The sequence below is a fragment of the Paraferrimonas sp. SM1919 genome (assembly GCF_010993985.1).
In the GTDB taxonomy this organism is placed as follows: domain Bacteria; phylum Pseudomonadota; class Gammaproteobacteria; order Enterobacterales; family Shewanellaceae; genus SM1919.
Map to the genome: position 1 here is coordinate 13,244 of NZ_WINH01000006.1, position 24,834 is coordinate 38,077.

General features: G+C 43.3%; 22 protein-coding genes. 15 read left to right on the forward strand and 7 right to left on the reverse strand.

Annotated features, from left to right (window positions below):
• The first annotated feature begins 2 nt into the window (after positions 1 to 2).
• The 6 genes from GFB48_RS04895 to GFB48_RS04920 all read left to right on the forward strand — a co-directional run bounded on the left by GFB48_RS04895 (position 3) and on the right by GFB48_RS04920 (position 4,378).
• Positions 3 to 1,412: an FAD-dependent oxidoreductase gene (locus tag GFB48_RS04895; protein WP_163931984.1), complete on the forward strand. Its 1,410-nt coding sequence runs from the start codon at positions 3 to 5 to the stop codon at positions 1,410 to 1,412.
• A gap of 122 nt (positions 1,413 to 1,534) precedes the next feature.
• Entirely contained in the window at positions 1,535 to 2,224 is a 690-nt protein-coding gene (locus GFB48_RS04900) for a 5'-methylthioadenosine/adenosylhomocysteine nucleosidase (RefSeq protein ID WP_163931987.1), read from the forward strand.
• Positions 2,225 to 2,235: 11 nt separating this feature from the next.
• Positions 2,236 to 2,832: a hypothetical protein gene (locus GFB48_RS04905; RefSeq protein WP_163931990.1), complete on the forward strand. Its 597-nt coding sequence runs from the start codon at positions 2,236 to 2,238 to the stop codon at positions 2,830 to 2,832.
• Between the two features lie 9 nt (positions 2,833 to 2,841).
• Complete coding sequence (locus GFB48_RS04910) at positions 2,842 to 3,468, forward strand: trimeric intracellular cation channel family protein (RefSeq protein WP_163931993.1); 627 nt, start codon at positions 2,842 to 2,844, stop codon at positions 3,466 to 3,468.
• A gap of 2 nt (positions 3,469 to 3,470) precedes the next feature.
• A complete protein-coding gene (locus GFB48_RS04915; protein WP_163931996.1) occupies positions 3,471 to 3,953 on the forward strand; it encodes a nuclear transport factor 2 family protein in 483 nt (160 codons plus the stop codon).
• 71 nt (positions 3,954 to 4,024) lie between these two features.
• Positions 4,025 to 4,378 carry a glycine zipper domain-containing protein gene (locus GFB48_RS04920; RefSeq protein WP_163931999.1) on the forward strand — a complete coding sequence of 118 codons (354 nt, stop codon included), beginning with the start codon at positions 4,025 to 4,027 and terminating at the stop codon, positions 4,376 to 4,378.
• A 62-nt stretch (positions 4,379 to 4,440) separates the two neighbouring features.
• On the opposite strand, the gene tyrS is transcribed toward GFB48_RS04920, so the two are convergent.
• A complete protein-coding gene (tyrS, locus tag GFB48_RS04925; RefSeq protein ID WP_163932002.1) occupies positions 4,441 to 5,640 on the reverse strand; it encodes a tyrosine--tRNA ligase in 1,200 nt (399 codons plus the stop codon).
• A gap of 143 nt (positions 5,641 to 5,783) precedes the next feature.
• Here tyrS and GFB48_RS04930 point away from each other — a divergent pair, with 143 nt between their 5' ends.
• The gene (locus GFB48_RS04930; protein ID WP_163932005.1) at positions 5,784 to 7,073 is read left to right on the forward strand and encodes a peptidoglycan DD-metalloendopeptidase family protein; all 1,290 of its coding nucleotides are present in this window, start codon (positions 5,784 to 5,786) and stop codon (positions 7,071 to 7,073) included.
• Positions 7,074 to 7,098: 25 nt separating this feature from the next.
• Entirely contained in the window at positions 7,099 to 8,205 is a 1,107-nt protein-coding gene (locus GFB48_RS04935; protein ID WP_163932008.1) for an anhydro-N-acetylmuramic acid kinase, read from the forward strand.
• Positions 8,206 to 8,242: 37 nt separating this feature from the next.
• Here GFB48_RS04935 and GFB48_RS04940 read toward each other — a convergent pair whose 3' ends face one another.
• On the reverse strand, positions 8,243 to 8,710 hold the full coding sequence (locus GFB48_RS04940; RefSeq protein WP_163932010.1) for a hypothetical protein: 468 nt from the start codon (positions 8,708 to 8,710) through the stop codon (positions 8,243 to 8,245).
• Positions 8,711 to 9,365: 655 nt separating this feature from the next.
• Here GFB48_RS04940 and GFB48_RS04945 point away from each other — a divergent pair.
• Positions 9,366 to 10,721, forward strand: a complete 1,356-nt coding sequence (locus GFB48_RS04945; RefSeq protein ID WP_163932013.1) for a solute carrier family 23 protein — start codon at positions 9,366 to 9,368, stop codon at positions 10,719 to 10,721.
• 44 nt (positions 10,722 to 10,765) lie between these two features.
• Here GFB48_RS04945 and GFB48_RS04950 read toward each other — a convergent pair whose 3' ends face one another.
• The 3 genes from GFB48_RS04950 to GFB48_RS04960 all read right to left on the reverse strand — a co-directional run bounded on the left by GFB48_RS04950 (position 10,766) and on the right by GFB48_RS04960 (position 13,959).
• Complete coding sequence (locus GFB48_RS04950) at positions 10,766 to 12,307, reverse strand: MFS transporter (protein WP_163932016.1); 1,542 nt, start codon at positions 12,305 to 12,307, stop codon at positions 10,766 to 10,768.
• Between the two features lie 510 nt (positions 12,308 to 12,817).
• A complete protein-coding gene (gene erpA, locus GFB48_RS04955) occupies positions 12,818 to 13,168 on the reverse strand; it encodes an iron-sulfur cluster insertion protein ErpA (protein ID WP_163932019.1) in 351 nt (116 codons plus the stop codon).
• Between the two features lie 74 nt (positions 13,169 to 13,242).
• On the reverse strand, positions 13,243 to 13,959 hold the full coding sequence (locus tag GFB48_RS04960) for a DUF6776 family protein (RefSeq protein WP_163932022.1): 717 nt from the start codon (positions 13,957 to 13,959) through the stop codon (positions 13,243 to 13,245).
• Between the two features lie 43 nt (positions 13,960 to 14,002).
• On the opposite strand from GFB48_RS04960, the gene GFB48_RS04965 reads away from it, so the two are divergent.
• The 4 genes from GFB48_RS04965 to GFB48_RS04980 all read left to right on the forward strand — a co-directional run bounded on the left by GFB48_RS04965 (position 14,003) and on the right by GFB48_RS04980 (position 18,338).
• Positions 14,003 to 15,601, forward strand: a complete 1,599-nt coding sequence (locus GFB48_RS04965; RefSeq protein WP_163932024.1) for a chloride channel protein — start codon at positions 14,003 to 14,005, stop codon at positions 15,599 to 15,601.
• Between the two features lie 132 nt (positions 15,602 to 15,733).
• Complete coding sequence (locus tag GFB48_RS04970; protein ID WP_163932026.1) at positions 15,734 to 16,747, forward strand: aspartate carbamoyltransferase; 1,014 nt, start codon at positions 15,734 to 15,736, stop codon at positions 16,745 to 16,747.
• 19 nt (positions 16,748 to 16,766) lie between these two features.
• Entirely contained in the window at positions 16,767 to 18,056 is a 1,290-nt protein-coding gene (hemL, locus tag GFB48_RS04975; RefSeq protein ID WP_163932028.1) for a glutamate-1-semialdehyde 2,1-aminomutase, read from the forward strand.
• Positions 18,057 to 18,146: 90 nt separating this feature from the next.
• Entirely contained in the window at positions 18,147 to 18,338 is a 192-nt protein-coding gene (locus GFB48_RS04980) for a DUF3185 family protein (RefSeq protein WP_163932385.1), read from the forward strand.
• A 60-nt stretch (positions 18,339 to 18,398) separates the two neighbouring features.
• Here the strand turns inward: GFB48_RS04980 and GFB48_RS04985 are convergent, their stop codons facing one another.
• Positions 18,399 to 19,862: a sulfatase gene (locus GFB48_RS04985; protein WP_163932030.1), complete on the reverse strand. Its 1,464-nt coding sequence runs from the start codon at positions 19,860 to 19,862 to the stop codon at positions 18,399 to 18,401.
• Between the two features lie 475 nt (positions 19,863 to 20,337).
• On the opposite strand from GFB48_RS04985, the gene GFB48_RS04990 reads away from it, so the two are divergent.
• On the forward strand, positions 20,338 to 22,371 hold the full coding sequence (locus GFB48_RS04990) for an FUSC family membrane protein (RefSeq protein WP_163932032.1): 2,034 nt from the start codon (positions 20,338 to 20,340) through the stop codon (positions 22,369 to 22,371).
• 74 nt (positions 22,372 to 22,445) lie between these two features.
• Complete coding sequence (locus GFB48_RS04995; RefSeq protein ID WP_163932034.1) at positions 22,446 to 23,393, forward strand: prohibitin family protein; 948 nt, start codon at positions 22,446 to 22,448, stop codon at positions 23,391 to 23,393.
• A 145-nt stretch (positions 23,394 to 23,538) separates the two neighbouring features.
• On the opposite strand, the gene GFB48_RS05000 is transcribed toward GFB48_RS04995, so the two are convergent.
• Positions 23,539 to 24,765 (reverse strand): glycoside hydrolase family 105 protein, encoded by a 1,227-nt coding sequence (locus GFB48_RS05000; RefSeq protein WP_163932036.1) that lies wholly within the window; start codon positions 24,763 to 24,765, stop codon positions 23,539 to 23,541.
• Between the last annotated feature and the right edge of the window lie 69 nt (positions 24,766 to 24,834).

The window sequence follows — 24,834 nt, forward strand, 5'->3', positions numbered from 1 at the left end:
ACATGAATAACGATTTTCAATTTATCGAAGTTGGTCGTGTGGACCCAACGAAAATTGCCAAGCAAACCCGTAAAACAGAGTTTGTAGAAATTTATCAAAGCTTCGAAGAAGCCCAGGTAAAACAACAATCTGATCGCTGTCTGGATTGTGGTAACCCATACTGTGAGTGGAAGTGTCCAGTTCATAACTACATACCAAACTGGTTGGAATTGGCCAAACAGGGCAAAATTTTTGAGGCAGCGGAACTGTCTCACCAAACCAACTCGCTACCTGAAATGTGTGGTCGAGTTTGCCCTCAAGACAGGCTTTGTGAAGGGGCTTGTACCCTAAACGATGAGTTTGGTGCTGTCACTATTGGTAACGTGGAAAAGTACATTACCGATACTGCGATTGCCATGGGCTGGAAGCCGGATCTTTCCAATGCACCTGTGCGTCACGAAAAAGTCGCCATTATTGGCGCCGGCCCTGCAGGACTTGCCTGTGCCGATGTATTAGCCCGTAATGGTATTAAAGCTACCGTCTATGACAAACAGCAACAAATTGGCGGCCTATTAACCTACGGTATTCCTTCGTTCAAGCTTGAAAAGGAAGTGATCGCTAAACGCCGCACCATCCTTGAAGGTATGGGTATTGAATTTAAACTCAATACTGAAATCGGCAAAGACATCGATTTTCAAACTCTAATTGATAGCCACGATGCCGTGTTCCTAGGCATGGGCACTTATAAAGCCATGCAAGCGGGTCTTGCTAACGAAGATGCCCAAGGTGTTTTGCAAGCCCTACCATACCTAATAGGCAACACCCACAATGTGATGGGCACGACCGATAGCGCCAACCCATTTGTGTCTTTAGCAGGGCAAAAAGTCGTAGTGCTAGGTGGTGGTGATACCGCCATGGACTGTGTCCGTACTGCGGTTCGTCAAGGTGCAACCGAAGTAACCTGTGCTTATCGTCGTGATGAAGCTAATATGCCAGGTTCTCGCCGTGAAGTGACCAATGCCCGTGAAGAAGGCGTTAACTTTAACTTTAACGTGCAGCCAGTAGGCATTGAAGTGGATGCCAGCGGCAAAGTGAGCGGCGTCAAGTTTGTTAAAACCGAATTGTCCGCCCCTGATGCTTCAGGCCGCCGTGCCGCAGTTGCCGTTAAGGGCAGCGAGCATGTACTCGAAGCCGATGCAGTTGTGATTGCGTTTGGTTTTCAACCTAGTCCAGCGCCATGGTTTGAGCAATACGGCATTGAGTTAGATAGTAAAGGCCGTGTCATTGCCCCGAGCAATGTTGATAAGGCCTACCAAACCAGCAATCCAAAAGTATTTGCTGGCGGTGATATGGTCCGCGGTTCTGATTTAGTGGTGACCGCCATTGATGAAGGCCGCAAGGCTGCGGTCGGTATTCTTAACTACCTAGACTAAACATACACTAGAACTTCCCCCTCTTAGCCCCTATGTAATAATGACTAGGGGCTTTTCTTTTGGTGTCTATCAAGGTTTTAGGTTAAACTTCGGCCGTTTCAAATCTAATTTAAAGGTCGTTTATGAAAATCGGTATTATCGGCGCCATGGAGCCAGAAGTTGTTTCATTAGTTGCAGCCCTAACAAACAAACAGCAGCAAACTATTGCTGGCGTAGAATTTTATAGCGGCCAAATTGATGGTGTAGAAGTGGTTATCACCCGCTCTGGTATTGGTAAAGTAGCAGCTACGGTGGCAACTACTCTACTGATCAGTCAGTACCAACCAAGCCATATTATCAACACTGGCTCTGCCGGTGGTTTTGTGGACACGCTTGACATTGGTGATGTGGTTATTTCCGATGAAGTACTGCACCACGACGTTGATGCGACCGCATTTGGCTATGTCATGGGGCAAGTACCGCAACAACCGGCCACTTTTAAGGCAGATCAGACTTTAATTAATGCCGCTCAGGTCGCCTTAGAACCTATGGACAATAAAGGCATTACCGGATTAATTGGTACGGGTGATAGCTTTATTGCCGATCCTAATCGCACCAAAGTTATGTTAGAGCATTTCCCTAATTTAGCAGCATGTGAGATGGAAGGCGCGGCCATTGCTCAGACAGCCCATCAATTCAATGTGCCTTTCGTTGTGATCCGCTCATTGTCCGATAATGCCAATAACGATTCGCCGGTAGATTTTGAAAGCTACATTAAATTAGCAGGAAAGCGTTCAGCCGAGTTAGTCATGGCGATGCTTAAATTGATTTAAAAGGATACCCTGTGATAGCCAGCTTATGTATTTGTACCCTGTTATGGTTTTCATTCTTAGCTCGCTTACCACAGCTTCCAGCGCCTTGGCAGGGGATCGACGCCCTTGCCTTCTGCATCAAAAAATACAGCAAACTCGCACTTGGTATAAGTCAGCTCATTGGACTTTTCATTCTGATAATGGGCTACCAATTTATCATCGATATAATGGCTTTTCCGTGGATGTTGGAGCTTTATATACTTGCCCTTGCCCTACAAAATGAAGACAAATTTAAGCTGCAATTCATCAGTAGCAGCTTTTTATTTTTAGTTTTTGGCAGTTCGGTACTTTTTAGTTGGCTGCTACTCAAACATATCAACCAACAAAAACAGCATGGCTGGTCACACACCCTTACTCAAATTATTGAATTTATACCTTTTGTTATCTGGTTCATTTTTGTTACCCCCAAAACAGCGATAAGAGAATTAATTCATTACCCCCACTGGCAACTTAATACCCCAAGAATTTTAGTAGAAACTGTTGCTCAGCAAGCACAAAAGCCCTACATTATGCAGAAAATAGTAATTTGGCTAGCGATAGTCACTTTAGCTTTGTTAATGACCTACTAGAATTACATATTGATGGATTGGATTTATTTTTTTGACCTTGTCGGAACCGCTGTCTTCGCCCTTACAGGGATCCTTGCTGCAGCACGCCACAATATGGATGTGTTTGGTGCCTTAGTTTTAGCAGCAGTAACCGCTGTCGGTGGAGGAACAGTACGAGATATCGCTTTAGGCGCAACACCGGTTTTTTGGATCACCGATCCCAATTACATCTATGTGGTAATGCTAACATTACTGCTTACGATGCTGTTTTGGAAAACCCCCACTAAAGCACCAAAGTCAGTTTTGCCTATCGCAGATGCTTGCGGCTTAGCTTTATTTTGCGTGATTGGCGCTGATAAGGCTTTATCTTTTGGTCATGACGGTATGATCGCTGTTATTATGGGGGTCATTACTGGCGTGGGTGGCGGGGTCATCAGAGATATCTTATGTCGCCAAGTTCCCATGGTGCTTCGCACTGAAATCTATGCTACTGCCGCGATCCTAGGTGGCATAGTATACACCCTTGGCATTGAGTTTAATTGGCATTATAGTGTTACAGCAGGCTTAGCCCTATTATCTGCATTAACTCTCAGGCTAGCTGCTCTATACTGGCATTTAAGTTTACCCATCTTTAGAGAGCAACAATTAAAGGATTAGCCATGTACGCATGCTTAAGTATTCTTATTCTGTTTTTTTCCAGCTTCAGTTTCGGTTTTGGATACGATTCTTTACCTAAAGAGCAGCAAATGGCACTGCAATATATGAGAGCTGTGACCGATAATGATTATCGTAAGCTTCTTAATTTTTATAATCGCGACAGTACCTTTGAAGATAGAACCGCCGGCAAAAGCTACACTGGTGCAAGGGATATCTTAACCTTTCTAAAAAGAGCCCATGCCCACGTCCATGAATATGAATTTAATATCGAACAAATGTATAACTCTGGCTCACTGGTGATCATGATTGGCAACTATTACCTAAAAGGGCCAGGTAAACAATTTGGAAAACCCGGTAAAATCATCGAAGTTGCGATACCTGGTGTCACCACTTTAATCGTGGACGTTAATAATCACAGAATCAAAAAACACACTGACCTTCTCGATTATGCTGCCATGAAAGAACAACTTTCAATGCAATACTAGCTTTACATCCTTTTTCAAATAATAGGCATATCCTCCGCTTTTAATCTAAAGTTACCAAAGGGGGTAAAGCTATGAAGTTATTATTAATTTTAACACTATTAAGCACCATTACTGGTTGCGCTCGTGAACGCTATATTGTCGATACTAAAGGCAAGAACATGGAGAGCTATCAGCAAGATTTAGCTGAATGTAAATCCTATACTGAACAGATAGACACTAGCGCAGATGCGGCCAGTGATGCTGCTTCTGGAGCCGTTGTAGGCGCACTTATAGGGGCGATTGTTGGTGGTGAAAGAGGTGCTGTTCGAGGGGCTGGCGTTGGTGCGGTCAGCGGTGGCACTCGAGGCGCAGTAAAAGCAGAGCGAGAAAAAGATAAAGTCGTTAAAAATTGTTTACGCAATCGTGGTTACACAATTTTGAATTAAGCCCTTAGATACAAAAAAGGCGCCACCTTGATTAAAGGGTGCGCCTTTTTATTTAAATACAGTTACGCTAGGGTAATACGAGCAAACTTACGCTTACCCACTTGAATCACCAGTGGTTGTTCGCAAGCTGATAATGTTAATTTAGTATCTTCGACTTTCTCGCCATCAATCTTAACAGCACCCTGTTTGATCATACGCATACCTTCTGAGGTAGATTTAACCATATCGGCATCCTTTAAGATATTGGCTATTCCTAAGCCTTCCCCAGCGTCAAAGGTGAACTCTGGCATTTCATCAGGTACCTGGTTTTTAGCAAAACGAGCCACAAAGTTGGCTTCGGCTTGTGCTGCGGCGGCATCGTCATGGAAGCGAGCAATAATTTCTTTAGCTAGTGCAACTTTGATGTTACGTGGGTTTTCACCATTCGCCACTTGCTCTTTAAGACCTGCAATTTCTTCTAGCGGGCGGAAAGACAGCAGCTCGTAGTAGCTCCACATAAGGTCATCTGAAATACTCATCAACTTACCGAACATGCTATCTGGGGATTCACTGACACCGATGTAGTTGTTTTGTGATTTAGACATTTTCTTAACGCCGTCTAAACCAACGAGTAATGGCATCATCAGTACTGACTGTGGCTTTTGACCTGCACCTTTTTGCAGCTCACGGCCCATTAGCAGGTTAAACTTCTGATCCGTGCCACCTAGCTCTACATCAGACTCAAGGGCAACGGAGTCATACCCCTGCAACAGCGGGTATAAAAACTCATGAATGGCAATTGGCGTATTACCAGCGAAACGCTTTTTAAAATCATCACGTTCTAGCATGCGAGCAACAGTTTGTTGTGCCGCAAGCTTAATCAAGCCCGTCGCGCCAAGCTCATCTAACCAACTTGAGTTAAATTCGATTCGTGTTTTGGCAGGATCTAAAATTTTAAAAACCTGCTCTTTGTAGGTTTCAGCATTGGCAAGAACATCTTCACGAGTCAGCGGTGGACGGGTAGCATTTTTACCCGTTGGGTCACCTACCATGGCGGTAAAATCACCAATGAGAAAAATCACTTCATGGCCCAGTTGCTGAAATTGACGTAATTTATTTAAAATTACTGTGTGACCCAAATGAATGTCAGGAGCAGTAGGATCGGCGCCCAGTTTAATACGTAATGGACGACCTTCTTTCAGTTTATCCTTAAGCTCTTGTTCTACAAGAATTTCCTCTGTTCCACGGGCAATTTCTGCGTAAATAGCTTGTATATCAGACATTATATTGAGTGCTCCAGACACCTTTAGATGAGTCACAAAAAATGAAATTTTTCAAAAACGGCTATGTTACTTGTTAGCCAGCCTAATTGAAAGAGTGTAAACTACCACAGTTTTTATTTGTAGAGTGATTTAAATTTTAAATAATGCGCAAGTTCGTCACCTTTTTCTCATTACTGCCAGCTAAGCATAAAGTTTCTATTCTGGTGATCATTTTTGCTGTTTTGGCTATGTTACAAACGGCATACCAAGACCGCCGTGCAACTCAGAACTTAGTTGAGCAACTAAAGCTTGGGGAACGCCATCAACTTGTCATTCCGCAAGATCATAGCCAAACTGATCCTCTAGAACAACAACAGCAATCCCCTCAGTTTAAATCCAACAATTACCGTGTGGAGGAAGGCGACTCCTTAGCACGCTTATTTGACCGCGCAGGCTTAACACCTCAAGACTTATATCGCGTCAGCCGTCTCACACAAGCGGGCAAAAAACTGACCAAAATTCTTCCAGGTCAAACCATTGAAATCACCCTTGACGATAAAAGTCAATTTCACTCTTTGACCTACCAATATGACAAAATTAACAGTCTGCACGTTGGCTTTAAAAACAGTAAACTGAGCGAGTGGACCACCACCAAAGAGATTGAAATCAGACGCAAGTTTGCCCAAGCAAGCATTTCATCTAATTTTTGGAATGCAGCTACCGATGCGGGCTTAAGTCCAAATCAAATCATGAAATTAGCAGGGATTTTTGGCTGGGATATCGATTTTGCGTTAGATATTCGTTCAGGGGATAAGTTCTTTGTATTGTTTGAACAAAAATATGTAGAAGGTGAGTATCTGGAAAATGGCAATATTCTAGCGGCCGAATTTATTAACCAAGACGAGACCTTTACTGCTATTCATTATAAAGATGGCGAATACTATAACAAAGAAGGGCGATCCATGCGAAAAGCCTTCTTAAGAGCCCCGGTAGACTTTACTCGTGTAAGCTCTAATTTTAATCCTCGCCGCTTACATCCTGTTACTGGTAGAGTTCGCGCTCATAATGGTGTCGATTATGCCGCTCCTATTGGTACCCCGGTATATGCTGCCGGCGCTGGCAGAGTGACCCAGGCAGGTTACTCTAAATACAATGGCAATTATATTTTTATTAAACATCCAAATAATTATATTACTAAGTATCTCCATCTCAATAAACGTAAAGTGCGTAAAGGTAAAAGTGTAAAACAAGGCGACATCATTGGCACTGTCGGTCGAACTGGACGCGTCACTGGCGCTCACCTACACTATGAGTTTATTGTTAATGGCGTCCACCGCAACCCAAGAACAGTAAAAATGCCGAAACCAAAGCCTATTAATGCTTCAGAAAAAGCAAACTTTACTACCATTGCAAATGAGTTGATGGCTCAGATAAATACGAAGAAAACGTTCTAAAAGAACACAAATAAGAAGGGATTACATGAAGCCTCGTTTTATTGGATTAATGTCGGGAACATCAATGGACGGTGTCGATGTTGCTTTGGTTGAGTTTGATAATGACATACCAAAGCTTATTGGCTGCCACAGCCACCCAATAACTGAACCTTTGTTATCTCATCTGCATCAATTAGCAGACCCAAGTTTTGATAGCATCAACCAACTTGGTAGAATGGATCGCGCGGTGGGTCAACTATTCGCAGAGGCCACGAATACTCTGCTAGCTGAGCTAGGGATTGCTGCTAACAGCATTACCGCCATTGGCAGCCACGGCCAAACAGTTCGCCACTTCCCAGAAGGAAAACAAGGGTTTAGCATACAAATTGGTGATCCAAACACCATTGCTGTCAATACTGGTATCGATGTGGTACATGATTTTCGCTCCAAAGATATTGCCCTAGGTGGTCAGGGGGCACCATTAGTGCCCGCTTTTCATCATATTCTTACCTCACCAAAGTGCGAAGATGACGTTAATGTCATATTGAATATTGGTGGTATCGCCAACATTAGCTATTTAACCAAAGATCAAATTATTGGTTTCGATACTGGCCCAGGCAATGCCTTAATGGATGCTTGGTGTCGCCGTACCTTGAAAAAACCCTATGATGAAAATGGGGCGCTAGCTGCTCGAGGTAAAGTATTACCAGCTCTACTGGATAAATTAAAACAGCATCCTTATTTTGCTATGCCTTACCCCAAGAGCACCGGTCGTGAATTGTTTAACCTTGCCTGGCTGGAGCAACACTTAGAACACTTTGCTAATGAACCACCTGAAAATATTCAAGCGACCTTATGTCAACTTACCGCTGATACCATTAGCGATGCCATTAGCTGGCTTAGCCCAAAGGGTAATCTCTATGTATGTGGTGGCGGCGCACTTAATCCAGTGCTAATTGATGCGATTGCTAAGGACTTACCCGATTACAAGGTACAAAGTTCAAGTGCTCTTGGCGTAGACCCACAATGGATGGAAGCGATGGCCTTTGCATGGTTTGCTAAATGCCATATAGAAAGACAACCCGGTAATGTTGTCCAAGTAACCGGCGCTTCAAGACCGGCAGTACTTGGAAGTTTTACCCCCCATAGTTAATTTAAGACTTAACCGCCCGCAAAAATGCGGGCGTTTATTAATGTTTAGCTTTACCTGCTTCAAGAATTGGCATGCCCGCTTCGGTTGGAATATAAATCCGCTCACCATTACCGTCTTGTAAACCTTTGATCCAAACATACCTTAAATAAGCTTCATTATTTTTAAGAGACTCACCAATAATCAAATTTGCTTGAGCTGCGGCTTTCGCCCTTTCAATATCAGCCAGCCCCTCAGCTTTCGCTCTTACAATCATTGCTTGGCCTTCGGCTTCAGCTAAGGTCACCTTAGCTTTCGCTTGCATTAATGCTGCTTGCTCTTTCGCTTTCGCCTCTTCGATTACAATCTGCTTACTCCATTCCGCCTCCTTTAAAGCGGCAATGCCATCGAGTTCAAGTTTATAGACCTTGTATTTGGGCCACGCCCATAGGGAAAGCAAAATAAGTATAATCACCACCACGGTCATTACCGCCAAACCGCCTATGGCTGTAGCTTCATTTTTTCTCATCGTTATCGTCCCTATTTTTATGTTTTAGGTCCCAAAGTAAAACTTTTTACTTGCCCGCTTATCAGCAGACAGGTGCCCAATAATAACTAGCAAGCATTGGCCTGAATAACACGGACGCCAGAGGTGGCCCATCTCCCTAGCACGTCACCAATGAAAAAACCTGCACAACCTAGCCTAGGCAAACGGCTGCAAAAATATCCATGCTGCGTTTTTAAACGTAAAAGGCATCCCTTATCTTCTTTAAATAAGGATTACCCTTTAAAATCAATCCATTATTACTTAAACCATTTGCTAAAATAGCTTTCTAGCCATGTTGGTTTACCCATCAAAAACTGCATGGTACTGACAACAAACACAAGGCTAATAACGCCTCCACACAAATTAAAAACTAACGCCAATATTTCCATGACATTTTTCCTGTTGCTTCTAACCAATAAGCCCATAACTAATATTTAACATATCTCTGTGACACCCAAAAGTCTATTACTGAACACAAAGCATGCACATAATGACTGTCGCTTGGGACTTATTATTTTTTTCCTCATATAAAACACGTACTCATCGGACTAGCAATATTTTTATCAGTGCAGTAGCTTAGGTGTGATTGTACCGAATTGGTGCAATCATATTTGTATAATAATAAGGAAGATAAGCTATGCAAATGTACCACCGCGAGCACGGTAAGGAACAACCTTACTGGCCATTCGGCCCTTTCAAGGTCCGATTACCTTTTATTCATTACCGCTGGGAAAACGCCGACATGATCCAAGGTTTGATCATGTTTGTTGTTGGTCTAGCGATGATCCCCTTATTAGAAAAGTTCTTGGGTATGCCTTACGAAGCGGCACTCGCTTTTACTTTTGTCGCAGGGATTTTATATGTATTACCAGTGTTACTAGGCGTCCCTTTGGTGCCTGGTTGGATTACTCCAGCAATTCCAATTGTACTGTTATTTTTAAAAGGTTTTGAACCTGGACCAGAAGCGATTCAAGCCCTATTTGCCCTGCAATTAGAAGTGGCCATCATCTTTTTAATCCTTGGGGCAACAGGCTGGGGCGCTAAACTGGTCGAGATTTTTCCTAACTCATTAAAGTCTGGAATTATTATTGGTGCGGGTATTGCTGCGCTAATGGGTGAATTTAAAGTGGGCGGAAGAGTGGATGCCACGCCATATTCATTAATCATTGGCGCTGTCATTTCAGCCTATGTATTATTTTCACTATCATTTAAATCTATCTTGCCGAACAACTGGTTTGCGAAACAAGTAGCCAAATTTGGTTTAGTTACCGGTATGATGATTGCTATGATAGTAGGCTGGGCTGTCGGTGAATATCCTTTACCAGAAGTGCAATGGGGTATTACCCAGCCAGATTTTGGGCTTATGTTCCAATACCTAACCTTTAGTGTTGGGTTCCCTGGATGGGAAGTATTCTTGCTGGCGATCCCAACGGCAATCATCGCTTATGTCATTGCCTTTGGTGATATTATTGTTGGCAACAGCTTGATTGAGCGTGCTAGTGAAGTTCGTGGTGATGAACATATTGAAAACAACATTAGCCGTGTTCATTTAGTCACAGCCATTAGAAATGGCATACATGCTTTCTTTGCTCCTTGGCCTGGTCTAGCTGGTCCCCTTTGGACAGCTGCTCATGCTACCGTAATTGAGCGTTACAATATGGGCAAAAAAGCGATGGAATCGGTCTACTCTGGTGGTGGTGCTTTTTGGTTCAGTGCGCTAGTGGCCTTATTTATTTTACCTTTAGTGACATTCTTTAAGCCGGTATTGCCTATCGCTCTGTCCCTAACTTTAATTCTAACCGGCTATATCTGCATTATGGTCGGCATGGAAAAGCTCACTAACCCTAATGAGCGCGGCGTTGCAGGTATCGTTGCCGTTACTCTTGCTCTACCTGATCCTAAATCAATCATTTATGCTTTTGCTGTTGGCATTGCATTGTACGCTCTTGTTGAAAGACCTAAGCTGTTCGGTCGTGTGAAACAAGACAAGTAATCAAAGGGGCTCCCAATGGAGCCCCTTTTGCTAAGTGAAAATGATTACTGATGCTGCTTTTCTGATGCCGTTGCAATACGGTAAATAAAGCGGCCGTAGAAGAAAATGCTTACCGCTGAAATCATCCCAATCAGTGCAATAATATACCAAGCATCACCAATATTATGTTTAGCATAAAGCTCCTGGGTTAGCTCCAGCTCAGGTCGGCCTGTAAAGGCAACCAAAGACTTAAAGCCTTCACCGTAAGGAATCGCCGCCACTTTTTCAGCCGCCATACCTAACTCTTCTAACATTTTACGGGCAAAGTTTTCCTTCGAAGCATAAATGTCATATAGCCGCGGGCCCCAGTAACCTTCTAAGCCCCAACCAATGCCCTGTGGTAGCATAACAAAACCTAAGTACATGGCTTTTTTATCTTTAGGGGCAATGTTACCCATAAACTCGTTCTTTTTCGGGCTTAGCATCATTTCACCGAATGAAAACAAGGCTATGGCAATCACAATAGTCCAAGCATAGGTAAAGCTCCCAATCATAAAAATGGCAGCAATAGATAGCACACAGCCAATCAGCATGGCTTGCATAATCCGCATTTTAGCGGTCATCGCTGCCACCAAGAAACAGCCAACCATAATCATGCCCGCATTCAGGTTTAGCATGCCCTCTGGCATGACTTTGGTGCCTGAGTTATCAAGCCCTAGCCAGAACTGGAAGAAACCATTTTGAGTGCCTTCAGCGCCAAATAAGCTGGTCACAATCACTGTCGTATCGACCCACTCTTTAATGTGTAATGGCAGTACATCAAACAGCGCATTGTATAAGAACCAGAACCCCGCAAACACAAAGGTATAACCTAAAATAATGGGTTTTCTTAGTTCAGTCAGGGCTGATTTCCATAGAGGTTCTTGGTTAATTTCACCCGATTTTACTTTAGCTTTACGAGCTAAACGCTCTTCAATGCCCGGCTCTTTATAGGCAAATATCAGCACTAGGTTTAGGGCGATAATGGCGGCACAAGCGTAAAACACGTTATCCCAAGATAGCTGGCGCATGTGCACCGCTAACAGCGGACCTAAAAAGCCACCAATGTTGACGACTTGGTAGAAAATACCCCACGCCATAGAAGTATTATTACGATTGGTTGACAGTACCAAGGTGCCTTGAATACCCGGCTTGAATATACCGGTACCGGCCGCTAGGAAAACCGCGCCCCACAGGAAGCCCCAAAAACTTGGGAACCAAGCCATCAGCAAATAACCGACAATCTTGATGAGAGTAGAAGCAAAGATGGTTTCTTTGTAACCCACTCTATCGGAAATACCTCCGGTGAACAGTGGGATGAAGGTTTGCAGTAACGCCCATACCGACAGAATAATACCGTAGTCGGTCATGGTAATACCTAGACCACCCTCGGATTGCGGCGCACTGGCGTACAATACTGCTGAGCTTTTCACGCCGTAGTAGGCCAGGCGCTCAATAAGCTCCATACCACCGACTAGCCAGAATACATAACTTAGGCTGCCAATGGCTGCCCACATCCCCAGCTGTTTGACTTCCCTTAAGTCATTTTGTGCATCTCCCGATGACATATTTCACCTCTTATAGGTCGAGTGATTTTATAATCTGCTGAGTGTAACAGGATCTATGTCACAAAAAAGCACAATGTATACAATTTACCACTAAAGGGCGTAGAAAGGCGAAAGGTCGAATGGTCGAATGGTCGAATGGTCGAATGGTCGAATGGTCGAATGGTCGAATGGTCGAAAGAATAAATAATTTTAGTGAATTAAAACCAGATCTTTCTCTACATTAAAGAAAACTTAAATATGCTTACCTGCAAGCTCTGCGAAATAAGTTCAAGGCAGCACAAAAGTTTCAGGAACACTTTTGAATAGCTTTAGCTAGCCCGAAGGGTTAAATACAGGGAAGTATTTAATAACCCCCTTAAGCCCTGGGAGTTTAGCTTGCCTAAATGACTAGGGTTAAGTGGCGCAGCGAACGCAGAAATTATGATGCAGGCGTAGCAGTGCAGTGAATTAATGACTGGCACAAAAAAGGGTTAACAGCTTAGCTGTTAACCCTTTTCATAGAGCGAAGCTCTATACTGAAAATGATGCACCACACCCACAGGTGCTAGTCGCGTTAGGATTATCAATAAAGAAACGCGAGCCTTCTAGTCCAGAGGTATAATCAACCGTACCGCCCACTAGGTAACCTAGCGACATAGGATCAACCACCATAGCGACACCGTCTTTATTTAGCACCATGTCGCCATCATTAACTTTTTCATCGAAGGTAAAACCGTAAGAAAATCCTGAACAACCACCACCCGTTACATAAACTCGCAGCTTTAGTTCATCATTACCTTCCTCTTCAAGCAAGGTGCGAATCTTAGTGGCAGCCACTTCGCTCATGTTTAATGGAAATTCTTGTGTGTCTTGTTCGCTCATAATCTTACTCACTCTCATTAATATGCGAATTATCCTTTACCCGACTATTTAGGTCAAGTATTTAGCGCACACTACTACTGGCTAACGTAGATATCAGTAAAATTAAACTCTGACTCTGCTTGCTGTGCTTTAGACCATCGGGTTGCAGGCACTCTAATTTTGATAGACAATCTTTCTGGCTTGAACCCTTTTGGAAGGGTGATCAAGCCTTCTACGAGCTGAAAGTATTTAAAACCAAAACTGCTATTGAAATCTTGATTCAAATGCTTGATTAAATCCAGCTTCTTTGGCTTACCATCTAAAGTGCCACTGATCGCCCCAGAAATAACCCCCTTAACTACCGATTTACGTTTTTTGAGTTGCGCTAAAGCAAAGGAAAGTAAATAACGATTTTCTAATGAGCCCTGGGTTAATTCAGCAGATTCGATATAAACCCCATCGGCGGCACCTTCCGGAGCCATAACAGATTTGTAAAAGCTTAAGTTCTGCTGTTGCTGCTGCTGGGTTGCCCGTGCATTTGCTAGCTCTTTTTCTAATACTTTGACCGTTTGCTTTTCTACTTCTACGTTTAAATTAGCAGCAACCAAGGCATTAGCGTTATTCACTGCTAGATTAGTTTGTTTATCTAATTCACTGTTCAAGCTAGTGACTTTTTGACTTAGGCTATTGACCTGCATGAAATTAATGCCATAGCCTGAAACAAACATAAAAGTTAAAATAAAAAATTGCTTAGATAAGCTTGGGTTTAGGCCTTTGCGCCAGCGAGTAAAGTTTCTGATATAACGTTGCATTGTAAAAAGTCCATATTATGCATCAAAAAAGGTGTTCCAATTAGTGAAAAAACTCCAGAAAATAATGGCTAATAATAACGTTTCCATTCAAATGTGCTTTTTAGCACTAATATGTGGAATTGTCGCTAGCGGAGTAATTATTACTTTTAAAGTCCTCGTTGATCAGAGTCAGGAACTACTTCTCACCAACTCAGATGAGTTTACCTCTATCGACACTCAATGGCGAGTCTTGCTCCCTATTTTAGGCGCAACTTTAATTTTTTTGTTGATGAAGTTCAGTCCCCTTAGATATCGCCGGTTAGGTATTGCCTATGTCATTCATCGTATTAAGCATCACAATGGTATTTTTCCTAAGCTCAGTGCACCTGCTCAATTTTACCACGCTTTCATCGCTTTGCTTTGTGGCTTCTCTGTAGGCCGCGAGGGCCCTGCTATCCACCTAGGTGCGGCAACCGCCAGCGCAGTTACTTGGCCATTAAATCTGCCTCATAACGCAATCAGAATCGTTGCCGCCAGTGGTGCTGCTGCGGGAATTAGTGCCATTTTTAATACTCCACTGGCGGCAATTATCTTTGTGATAGAAGTCATTACCCGAGAATATCGGCTGCATTACGTGTTCCCTATTGTGATTGCGGCGATGTGTGGCACTTTAGCCAATTCAATGGTATTCGGTGACAGCAATGCGTTTACTGATTTTAGCTATCAAGTCATTCCTATAGAACAATATCCGCTGCTAATAATTTTTGGTTTAGTGCTAGGTGTTGTTGGTGCTAGTTTCAATCACTCATTGCTTTGGTTAACGAAAAAAAGCTTACAAATATCACTAGCTAGACGCCTAGCTAGCGCAGCGCTGGTTACTGCAGTAATTGGCATTATTGCTCCACAGGCACTGGGTACTGGAGAAAATCTACTCGAATATATTACTCAAGCCAACACCATTATCTGGTTTGCTATCATGGTATGTGCGGCCAAAATAATTGCGACAATTGCCGCCATCGGTCTCGGGATCCCGGGCGGATTGATTGGACCGCTATATGGTATTGGAGCTTTAGTTGGAGGCATTTTTGCTTGGACTGTCCATCAGTTCTCCCCCATTGAACCTTACATCGTTATGTATGCCTTAATTGGCATGGCGGCAATGATGGCTATTGGTTTGAGCGCTCCTTTAGCAGCGCTAGCGGCCTTAGTTGAATTAACTGGTCATGAAGAAATCATAAGCCCCGCACTCTTTGTGATTATTCCAGGATTCTTATTGTCATATCAGGTTCTTAAAGCTCGCTCTATTATGTATACGCAGCTAGACATTTGGGGATTAAGTTATCGCCAAAGCCCCACAGAAAAAGAACTGCAAAAACAAGCAGCGATGGCCATTATGAACACCATGCCTACAATAGACGCTGACCTTACAGAACAACAGCAATGTTACCGCCTAATTAAAGATGAAGATAATTTCCTGTTAATAAATCAACAAGGCGAGAGTCAATCCATTCCACGACTTAATATTAACTCGACCTTAGATAAAGTTTATAAGGCTACCCATAAGAACAATAAATGGGCAGTCTTGATTGAAGATAAGCAAGGCCCAGTAGGTATTATCTATAAAGACCAAATACAAGAGATCATCCGCAAACCACAGCTATAACTGTTACCGAAGATAACGGCAAATGGGTATAACACTAATAATGCTTTTTAACTGGGACTTTGCTAAAATTTGCCCTCAGCCATGCAGGGTAAATCCTGCAATGAAACGCAAATAATATTAGGATAAAGGCTGATGACCTCACTTAAAGGCTCCCACGTACTTTCTGTTAATCAACTTGATTTAGATACCCTTAAAGAAATCTTCCATGTTGCCAAACAAATGGAACCCTATGCCAAGCGCCAAAAGCGTACTAAGGTTCTTGAAGGTGCAATTTTAGCTAACCTATTTTTTGAGGCCAGTACCCGCACCCGAGTGAGTTTTGGTACCGCTTTTAACTTACTCGGCGGTAGCGTACGCGAAACCGTCGGTATGGCGACGTCATCACTCGCTAAGGGTGAATCGTTATTCGACACCGCCCGTATGTTTGCCAGTTACTCTGACGTAGTGGCAATGCGTCATCCCGATTCGGGGTCGGTGGCAGAATTTGCCACGGGTTCATCGGTGCCAGTAATTAACGGTGGGGATGGTGCTAACGAGCATCCAACCCAAGCGCTACTTGATTTATTCACCATTGAAAAAGAGCTAGCGAATAATGCTCGCCAAATCGATGGTATGAAGATCGCTATGGTCGGTGATTTGAAACATGGTCGTACCGTGCACTCACTGTCAAAGCTGCTATGTCGTTACCAAAACATTGAAGTGACCATGATCTCGCCTAAAGAGCTAGCCATGCCAGATTACATTATTGCTGAATTGGATAATGCTGGACACAAAGTGACTCAAACCGAATCACTGGTGGATGGCTTAAACGATGCTGACATCGTTTATGTCACTCGTATTCAAGAAGAACGATTTGCTTCTCAAGAAGAAGCCGATCAGTATCGTGGGCAGTTCCGTATTAACAAGCAAATTTTCACTAATCATTGCCAACAAAAAGCCGTTATCATGCATCCACTGCCAAGGGACTCACGCCCACAGGCTAATGAGCTTGATAACGACTTAAACGAACACCCATCATTAGCGGTATTCCGTCAAGCCGATAATGGCGTATTAGTGCGTATGGCCCTTTTTGCCATGACCCTAGGCGTAGAAAAGCAAATGAGCCAATATGAGTGCCCGGTAAACTGGCACACTAATAAAGCATAAGAATAAGGTAAGGACTAACATGTCTAATTCACAGCAGCTATTTGAACAAGCCCAACAAACCATACCAGGTGGCGTTAACTCTCCAGTTCGTGCCTTTAATGGTGTTGGTGGTACCCCACGTTTTATTGAAAAAGCCGATGGCGCTTACATGTGGGATGCCGACGATAATAAATACATTGACTACGTCGGTTCTTGGGGCCCAATGATTTTAGGCCACAACCACCCAGCGGTGCGCCAAGCCGTTGTCGATGCTGCGCAAAATGGTCTGTCTTTTGGTACCCCAACCAAAGCCGAAATTGAAATGGCCAATAAAGTATGCGAGATGATCCCTGCGATTGATCAAGTGCGCATGGTGAACTCGGGTACCGAAGCCACCATGAGCGCCATCCGCCTTGCCCGTGGCTTTACTGGTCGTGACAAAATTCTTAAGTTTGAAGGTTGTTACCATGGCCATGCCGACTGCCTATTGGTTAAAGCCGGTTCTGGCGCACTAACCATTGGCCAGCCAAGCTCTCCTGGTGTACCAGCAGACTTTGCTAAGCACACTCTAACGGCAACCTACAACGACCTAGACTCTGTAAAAGCTTTCTTTGATGAAGTGGGCGATGATATTGCTTGTATCATTCTAGAGCCAGTGGCGGGCAACATGAACTGTATCCCACCTGTTGAAGGCTTCTTAGAAGGTCTTCGTCAAATCTGTGATGACCACGGTGCGCTACTGATCATTGATGAAGTAATGACAGGTTTCCGTGTATCACTGACTGGTGCTCACGGTCACTACGGCGTCAAACCAGACCTAGTAACCCTAGGTAAAGTAATTGGTGGCGGTATGCCAGTGGGTGCGTTTGGCGGTCGTAAAGACGTAATGGCACATATTGCGCCACTAGGCGGCGTTTACCAAGGTGGTACCCTATCTGGTAACCCAATTGCCATGGCAGCAGGTCTGGCACAGCTAAACCTACTGACCGAAGAAGGCTTATACGAAAGCCTAACGGACAAAACCGAGCGCGTAGCCAAAGGCTTTAAAGCCGCTGCTGACAAGCACGGCGTGCCTATGACCATTAACTATGTTGGTGCTATGTTTGGCTTCTTCTTCACCAATGAAGAAAAAGTCACTCGCTTTGACCAAGTGACTAAGTGTTGCATGGACACCTTCAAGCAGTTCTACCACGGTATGCTAGAAGAAGGCATTTACCTAGCACCAAGTGCTTATGAGGCTAGCTTCCTAAGTGCAGCCCATTCTGAGGCGGACATTGAAGCCACCTTAGCTGCGGCTGATAAAGTACTGGCTAAGATTGCGAATAAGTAATCATGCTAATTATTGAATTGAAATACCGCCTTAATGGCGGTATTTTTTTAGCCGCTTTAACAATAAAGTTATATAGACAAGGAAGAAAATATCATGAACAAGCTTTTAGGCATCATTCTCATTATCGCAGGCACACTGGCCGCCATTTGGGGTTATGACATTTATGATTCAGCCAGTTCACAGCTCACTCGAGCATTTAAAGGGGATACCCCATTAGAAGCTTGGGCAGGTATGGGTGGCGGAGTGCTCGCAGTGATTGTTGGCATTTTCAAAGTAAAATAAGCCATAAAAAAGCGCCAGTTGTATGAGCAACTGACGCTCTATGCGAGTATGTTTACCAAGTTATTCTTGCGGTCCTGAGTTGGTTCCAGGTACTCGACCAAGTTCACGAGTGCCAGCACCTTTGGCTTTTCCTTGCAAAGAATCCCCTAGCTCAGCACGCATCTTCTCAGCCAGTTGCTTTATTTTCGCCACCACCTGTGGGTGTTTAGCTGCAACATCGGTAGTTTCACCGATGTCTCCCCTTAGGTTATAAAGTTCAATCTTGGTAAACTCGTTATAGTCGTATTTGACTGGGGTTCCATCGGTATTGGTTGGCTTACCATTGAGCGAGTAATAACTGTGGGGGAAATACATTTTCCAATCGCCCCAACGCACACCGTGCAACTCGTTTACCTTGTAGTAAAAGAAATAGGCTTCTTGCACAGGCTTTGTGGTTTCACCCGTAAAAATTGGCCAGGCATTCACGCCATCAATTTTACGCATCGGTAAGTTTGCACCTGTTATATGGGCAATCGTCGGTAATAAATCGATAGCCATTATTGGCGTGCTGATATCTTTACCCTCTGCAAATTTACCAGGGAAACGGGCAATGAAAGGTTCACGCTGGCCACCTTCTAGTGCCGTTGATTTACCTTCACGAAGTGGGCCTGAAGAGCCTGCATGACTACCGTAATTGAGCCATGGACCATTGTCAGAGGTAAAAATAACCAATGTATTATCATCAATACCATTGGTTTTTAGAGACTTTAAAATCTCACCCACTGACCAATCTAGCTCCATGATCACATCGCCATAAAGACCCAATTCTGACTTGCCTTTAAAGTCATCAGACACATACAAAGGCACATGGGGCTGTGGGTGTGCGAGATAAATAAAGAACGGCTTATCTTTATTGTCGTTAATAAACTGAACACTGCGCTCGGTCAGTTGTTTAGTTAAATTACTTTGGTCAGTTAAATGCTCAATGACCTTGCCGTTATCAATCAGTGGTAATGGTGGAAAATCAAACTTAGTGCCCTGCTCTGGGTGCAGCGGCCACATATCATTGGAATAAGGGATACCAAAGAAGTCATCAAAGCCGTGGTTATGGGGCATAAATAGCTCATCATCCCCCAAATGCCATTTACCATAAGTCGCTGTCGCATAACCTTGCTCTTTAAGCATTTCCGCTATGGTCACCTCATCATGGTGTAAGCCCTGCCCATCCCCAGGGAAAAACGCACCATGCACGCCGATACGGTTTGGATAAGAACCGGTCAATAAGCCTGCACGGGAAGAGGTACACACCGCCTGCGCCGCGTAATAATCGGTAAATCTAAGCCCTTCAGCGGCCATTTGGTCTAGGTTTGGGGTGCTGTAGCCTTGGGCACCATAGCTACCCACATCACCGTACCCTTGATCATCAGTCATAATAATAATGACATTGGGCTTGGTTTGTTGTTGAGTACTCTGCTGCTCTGGCTGACTACAAGCGTTCAGTGCTGCTAGTGTTAACACAGCCGATAAGGTTTTTGTTATTTTCATATCCAATCCATTAGGGTCTGTTGACCTTTGCTGTTTGTTTCTGCAGCAGTTTGTTAGCCTTTACTCTCTATTTTAAAAGAAGAAGGCGGCGCGAGTGACGTGTGGTTGTTCCACACCAATGAGCGCCAACGCAGTAGAAATGGCTAACAAATGCTGTCCGTGGATGCGTTTAAAGGGCAACCTACCTGCGTTACTCTTATTTTACATAGAATAACTATGCTTCAATTCGAGTGCCTTGCTATCTTGCCCATTAATTCGCACATAAAGTAAACACGAAAGGTCAACAGACCCTGGTACATACAATGGAGATAACTCACCACTAGCTGAAGAGATTACCGCTGTATTTACCGCAATGGTTTCATAATTGGGTTATCAAAAGATAATATTCCTAAACTAACAAAAAGGTATTTTTATACCTTAGCTGCAGCAAACCCTGATACAATTTATCTAATCAATAAATATCAAGAAAACTAACGTGTTACGCCAATACTTAGATCAACGTTCTATCGTCACTAGCCTAGCTTTTTTAGTAGGCTCGCTGCCCTTTTTCTATATCGAACAGGCACACATAGGTGTGGGCGTCGCCCTAGGGGTGATCAGCAGTTGGTTTAGCGACTCGGCGACGATCAACCGCCATCGTATTAATGACTGGCTAATATCCTTGTTACTTTTTTGTGCTACCAGTGTTTGGGTAATTTATAGCTCTAACAACATTTGGTTATTAGGATTCTCTTTCCCTATTGTGAGTTTTCTCCTGCTTTATTTGGCTCAACTTGGGCCTCGAATGGGGGCCATCGGTTTCGCCAGTGTTACCATTGGTATCTATACCTTATTAATGGAATATAGCTTAGGGGAAAATTATGCTATCACTGCCTATCTATTACTCGGCTGGTTAAGTTTTGGTATTTGTCATACGATTGCCAGTGCCATATTACCCAATCAATCTGAAAGGGATTTATTAGCCGAACTCTACAGTGAATTAGCCGATAAAGTGCGTACTCACTCGCAAGCTCTTGTGAGCTATAAAATTAATGAAAGAGAGCAATTTATCGAAACAGCGAGTGAACGTAACAGGCTCATTAGCCGCATTCGCACCCTTAGAGCAAGATTAGAAGAGCAACTACGCTCTGGTGATGCGAATCAGCGTCACTCTTTAATGTTGCAAAGACTAAAAATTGCCGAACACCTTACCAGACAGTCAAGGTTGCTTAATTTGATGCTCAGTAATGGCATTCGTGTGGATTGTCACAACTGGTTATTAGAAGTAAACCTAATTAGTCATAAGTTCAGTAATGCTATCGAAGCATCCATCGATTTACGCCCAGATAGCGCCTTAGGTTTAAGGGAGATTGACTTCAATAAAATCAAAATTGAGCAATTGCCTAACCGCTACCAGCAAGAGGGCCAGCAAGTAATCGCTTACCTAAAAACATTAAGGGCAATGTTCAAAAAATTAAAGACTATAGAAAGTCCCATGCCTGCTACCAGTTTTAAACAAAACCCCTTAGAAGCGCAACAGAAGCAATTATGGCGTAACTCATTAATGAGTAAAGGGGCATTAAAATCATCCCATTTTAGGCATGCTCTACGCGCCAGCATTTGTATTGCTGTGGGTTTTATTATGACTCAGGCATTAACGATAGAATATGGGGTATGGGCAATGATGACGAGTTTATTCGTATTAAAACCGAATGTTTCTATGACTTGGCGTCGATTGATCGACCGATTAGTTGGTACCTTATTAGGCCTAGCGGCCTTCGGGTTACTATCTCATTTTAACGTTCAACAAAATATATTAATCGGCTGTTATATTATTGGTGCATATGGTTTCTTTCGTTATGCCAGCCGCCAATATGCAATCTCGGTTTTCTTTATTACTTTATTAGTTTTTTGCGCCTTCTCCATTATGGGAGAAAATAATCCGTTATTATTACCCAGACTTGAGAACACTTTGCTAGGGGTGGCTTTACCAGCGCTGACGGTATTATTGATTAGCCCGAACTGGCAAAAAGACCAATTTAATCAGCTCTTCAAACAAGCAACAGCAAAATACCTCAGTTATTTACAAGCCCTGCAAAATGATGCGCTAACCCCGGAGCAAATATCAGAAAGCCTTTATCAGGCGGTACTCGCTGATAATGAATTGTTCAATAGCTGGCAAAGTTACTTAAACGAACCTAAACGTTCGGTTAAGCGTTCTGAAGGAATGCTCATCTGCGCTAGGCGAAGCGCTGCAATTTTGAGACTGCTTACAGGCTTAGAAAAATTTAGAAATAATGACCCCCTAAGCGCATCGCAAAAACAATTAATCAATCAAATTGAACAAGCGATGTTATGGCTAAACGATAAGGCTCAAGATAAAGAAGCGCTCCCCAATCCTAAGCACCATAGTGGCATGCATTTAAGTTTAGATAAAGAAATTCAATCCTTAGCCATCAGCCCATCTTTAGATGCACAATTGACCTTGTTACTGGCTGAATTAGAAGGCTTTAAAAAGCTATGGAAATAGTATAAAACCTAACCAAACAGTGTTAAACTACAGCTAACTACTTGTTAAATAACGGAACTATTAAGGGGTTAACTATGAGTGACTTATTAACTAAAAGCAGCAAGGAAAGGATCAAAGAAGCCAACCAAAACGCCACAAATACCTCCAAAATGGCGATTAAAGTCATTGCCGGGGTTGTCGCTCTCGTGCTGGTTAGTTCTACCTTTTATACCATTGAAGAAGGCCACATTGGTGTGGTTAAAACCTTTGGTGAAGCAAAAGAACAGGTTAACCCTGGCCTGCATTTCAAAATTCCATTTGTACATCAAGTAGAAGAAATTGAAGTCCGTACTCGCAAAACTCTAGAAAAATTGCCTGCCGCCTCTAAAGAGCAGATGCCATTAACCGTAGAGGTTTCCTTAAACTGGACGGTCAATAAAGCTCAGGCGTTAGATTTATTTAAAGCTTACGGTGGTTTAGCCCAATTTGAAGATCGCATTATTAACCCTCGTTTGCGCAGCGCCTCTAAAGATGCCATGGCTAAATACACCACCGAGCATTTGGTGGTTAATCGTAGTCGTGCCATTAATGATATTGAATCAATGCTACTAGAAGAAATGGCCGACTTCCCAGTAAGCATTGACTCGTTGCAAATTGAAAATATTGTACTGCCAGTCAAATACCTTCAATCGATTGAGGCCAAGCAAACGGCTAAAAACTTGGCGGATGCGGAAAACCATAAGCTAGAGCAACAACGTTTACAGGCCCAGCAGCTTGTAAACACCGCCCAAGCACAACGTGACGCTCAAAAAGCCCAAGCGGACGGTATTGCCTACAAGATTAAAACCGAAGCCGAGGCAGAAGCAGCGGCTATCGAACTAAAAGGTAACGCGGAAGCTATCGCAATGACAGTAAAAGCCAGAGCAATCGCTCGCTCTTCAACCTTAGTCGAATATGAAAAGGCCATGAAGTGGAACGGCCAAATGCCAACTACCGTTATGGGTAACGGCGTTGATGTGCTGTGGAATGTCAAATCACAATAAGTGAGTTATTGCCATAAATTACGGATTACCGATTTTCACTATTCGGTAATCCGTCGTCTGTTTTCTAGCTTATCGAAGCCGAAGGCGCCCTGAAACGAAGTGCTCCCACCGTCACCAAGTGACGCCCCCTAAGGTAAATACATTGCTATAATTTACCCGCTAGCTTGTGCATTTCTGCACCTGCTTGCAAAAAGCCACCAACAGCAAATAGCTCAGTAGAATTAAAGTTGGTACCCTGCGGATCTTTACCAACTTCTTGCACATAACCAATCATCCCATCACTATGAATAGAACCAACTAAAGCATCCCAACCACGACTAATGTTATCTTGATATTGCGGCAATTCAAGCAGGCCATTATTTACCCCCCACGCCATACCATAGACAAAAAATGCCGTACCTGAAGTTTCCGGATTAGTAAACTTGGCAGGGTCTAACAAGCTTGAAGGCCAGAAACCGTCTTTACGTTGAATGCCCGCAAGACGCTTAGCCATTTTTTGGAAAATGTCGATTAGGTATGGACGCGTTTTATGATCTTCCGGCAAAAATTGCAGCATACGAGCGATACCCGCAAATACCCAGCCGTTACCCCGTGACCAATAAACGCCTTCCCCATTGGGTTCTTTCATTTCAAAATAACGTGAATCACGGAAGTATAGGCTATCTTCTTCATTCCATAGGAAGTCGGTAGTTGCCCAGAATTCTTTCATACCATAGTCTAGGTATTTGTTGTCACCGGTTACTTGTGCCAGTTGTAACCATGCTGGTGGTGCCATGTAGATTGCATCAGCCCAACACCAACGATCAGCACAACCATAACCAAGGTCAGTCATCCAATCCCATTGGGGGAAAGTTAATGGGTTATCTGGGTTTTCGACAATAATCTTGTCAAACTTAGCGCGTACGGTTGCGAGCTTATCCTCACCACCTTCTAGGGTGTATAAATCCATGTATGATTGAGATACGGCTTGATCATCAGCATGCTTTGGACGGTGAGCAATATCCCACTGATTGCCTTTGCCAATTTCTTTCATGAAAGCATAGTATTTCGACTCAGTAGGGTTTTCTTGCATTTTTACCCAGTGCATCATACCCACATACATGGCAGCTTTAATCCAACCCTTTGGATCATAATCAAACTTAATATCATCATCGGTTTTGCCAATGAAGTAGTTTTTGTTGTTAGCTAGCATCCAATCAGCATTGGCTTGCATGACTTTAGCTATTTCAACCTGATCGAGCGCACTAGAGAAAGGGCCCCTTTCTGCTATTGCATATTTTACTGATTCTGTTTGTTGCGCGTCGTCGGCTGCACACCCACTTAAACCCAAAGCTGAAGTTATTAAAATTGCTGTCGTTAGTTTATGTAACATCTTTAAAAACATCCTGTTTTCATTTTTTTAATAAACTTAAGCTAACATGGGTAAAGACTATTGATAAAT